At 71.1% G+C, this 2,478-nt stretch carries 4 protein-coding genes; 1 reads left to right on the top strand and 3 read right to left on the bottom strand.

Features of this window, described 5'->3' with window-relative positions; genetic code table 11:
- A partial coding sequence (locus tag VFW24_11480; protein HEX5267385.1) for a hypothetical protein occupies positions 1-332 on the top strand: 332 nt, incomplete at its 5' end.
- Positions 333-360: 28 nt separating this feature from the next.
- Here the strand turns inward: VFW24_11480 and VFW24_11475 are convergent.
- From VFW24_11475 to VFW24_11465, 3 genes are all read right to left on the bottom strand, one after another.
- The gene (locus tag VFW24_11475) at positions 361-663 is read right to left on the bottom strand and encodes a hypothetical protein (protein ID HEX5267384.1); all 303 of its coding nucleotides are present in this window, start codon (positions 661-663) and stop codon (positions 361-363) included.
- A gap of 66 nt (positions 664-729) precedes the next feature.
- Positions 730-1,446 (bottom strand): hypothetical protein, encoded by a 717-nt coding sequence (locus VFW24_11470; protein HEX5267383.1) that lies wholly within the window; start codon positions 1,444-1,446, stop codon positions 730-732.
- A 419-nt stretch (positions 1,447-1,865) separates the two neighbouring features.
- Positions 1,866-2,478 (bottom strand): PP2C family protein-serine/threonine phosphatase (locus VFW24_11465; protein HEX5267382.1); only part of this gene is annotated, 613 nt, incomplete at its 5' end.

Genomic DNA, 2,478 nt, shown 5'->3' with positions numbered 1-2,478 from the left:
CGGCCCTGTCCCGCCTGGCCCGCTTCTTCGGCTGGTACTACGGACGGGTCCCCGAGGCGTCTCCGCCGGCTGAGGACTGGTGGACCGGTCGGCCCCTCACCTACGACGTCACCCACTCCGACGGCTTCAGCGTCATCGATGCCACTGGTCACGAGCGCTTCGCCACCGGGGCCGATCCTTCGTTCCGGGGCAAGCTGCCTCCGGCCCTGGCCTCCTATCTCAGCGCCCAGGGCCGGAGAAATCTCACCCACCCCGCCACCGGCGCATGGACCCCGGCCACGGTGCTGCGCACCCTCGGATGGCTAATGCACAGGCCACTGTCATCCGAGTAGGAGACCGAATCCCGACGATCGGACTCGGTTAGCCGGGCTCGTCCGGCTCATCGGTGACCAGCACCAACGTGGGCCCCTCCGCAGTCCGGCGCACGTCAAGCGACGCCTCCGAGAGCGCCTCGGCCACCTCGGGCCCGATGAACAGGCGCGTCGTGCCTTGCCGACAGACCTCGTCCCCCTCGGCGGGAAGGACGGCAAAGCGGACGCCCACCTCCAAGCCCCCTCCCGGGTGGGGCTCGCCGTAGACCCGCACGCCGATGGTGTCGGGTAGGCCCCGAGCACGGGCGGCGTCGGCCAGATGATCAGCGGCTAACTCGGTCAGTCGAAGCATCGGATCTCCTTCCTATTTCGCAACTTGGTCGGTGTTTGGCCCTCTAGGACCTCGCTCCTCGCCTCATCAGGTGCGAGCGCCGATCCGAAGCTGGGGCACCCAGCTGCTGCCTCCGTCCACGGTCACGTAGACGGCCCAACCGCCGGTGGGCACCGGCCCCACCACCCAGCCCCGCGACGTGGTGGGGAAGCTGGCTGACACGGCGCCCGTCAGGGAGGGAACCGGGTGACCCTGGGCCAGCTCGCTCCCCCCTTCGGTGACGATCACCGGGACCGCCTGGCCGGTGCCCACGGCGGGGTTGTTGCCGATGAAGGCGGCGGCCTCGGGGTCGACGACGCTCAGGGGACCCGGGTAGGCGCCGGGACCCTCGGGAGCCGGCGGGTAGCGGAACTGGGTCTGCTCGAGGACAGGAGTCCATCGCCCGCCGTCGGGACTGCGATACACGATGTAGGCCACGTTGCCTGCGGCCACGGCGCGGCCGGTGAAGAGGGCCCACGCCCCGTGCCGGCCCGCGCAGTAGACGTGGGCCGCTTGGGGCGACCCGATGGATGGCGCCACGAGAACCCGGGACCAGGTGCGGGCGCCGTCCGTCGTCGAGTAGACGGACCCTCCGGCTCCCAGGTAGCCCTCGACCCGGTTGGAGAAGCACACCGACTCCGGCACGGCTGGGGCGCTCGCGGCGTGCCAGCGCGCTCCGCCGTCGTCTGTGCCGAGCAACGCCGGAGGACGGCTCCCGCCGGGGGCGGTGATGGCCCAGCCCACGGACGGATCGACGAAGTCCACCGCTGACAGGGGGGCCGGCGGTGGCGACACCGCCTTCCAGCACGCGCCACCGTCCACCGTTGTGACCAAGCCAGTCGGCGTGAGCGCGAAGCCGGAGTCGTGACTGACGAAGTCGATGTGGCCTGCGGCACCGTCGTAGCTGTGTCGCCAAGTGGCCCCCCCGTCAGTGGTCATGAAGATCCCCGACGGACCTGACACGTATCCCCGTCGGGTCGAGACGAACCGCACCGCCGGCGTCGGTATGACCCCGGTGTTGACTGGCGAGGACGACGCACAGGCTCCGACTTCGAGCCGTTCCGGGGGACGTCGGGCGTGGTCGGCCAGATGTCCCCGGGACCCACAGCCCGCGACGGCCGCCACCATGAACACTGCCAGTGCCCAGCAGCGGATCAGCCGCCCCAGCGCGGGCCGCCCCGCCATCAGCGATGGGCGGACCAGGTATGCCCCCGCGCCTCGTCAGCCAGGCCCTCCGACAGCGTCAGGACCAGCACGCTGCGATCGTCGGTGCCGGCGCCGGTGGCGCTCAGGGCCACCGAGCAGAGTTGGTACGGGTTGGCACCACCTGCGGCTGCCTCCGCCATGAGCCGGGCGGTGACATCGGGAAGGCTGCCGGACGCGTCGGCCAGGCCGTCGGAGTAGATCACCACGATCTCCCCAGATGCGAGCAGGACCGACGCGCAGTCCTCTCCCTCTGTCCAACCCGCTCCCAGGAGGGGGGTCGGCACCAAGGGCAGCCAACCGCGCCACATTGGATCCAACAGAGCCGGTGCCGGATGACCGGCGGAACAGAACTCCAACCCGCCCGTAGCCAGGTCCACGACCCCATAGACCGCGGTGGCCGTGGTGGCGAGCCGGAGCGCCTGCTCCCGGGCAGCGCCCATGACCACCTCCGGATCGTGTCCCTCGCCGGCGAGGGCCCTCATGGTCCGGCTCAGGCAGTCGGCGGCGGCAGCGACGCTGTCCCCGTGGCCCATAACGTCACCGAAGACAACGGCCACCGTGTCGTCGGGGCGGCCGACCACGTCGAACCAG

It is taken from the genome of Acidimicrobiales bacterium, assembly GCA_036273495.1.
Classification (GTDB): Bacteria; Actinomycetota; Acidimicrobiia; order Acidimicrobiales; family JAJPHE01; genus DASSEU01.
The sequence above is the reverse complement of the archived record's forward strand: the minus strand, read 5'-3'. Positions and strand labels throughout refer to the sequence as shown.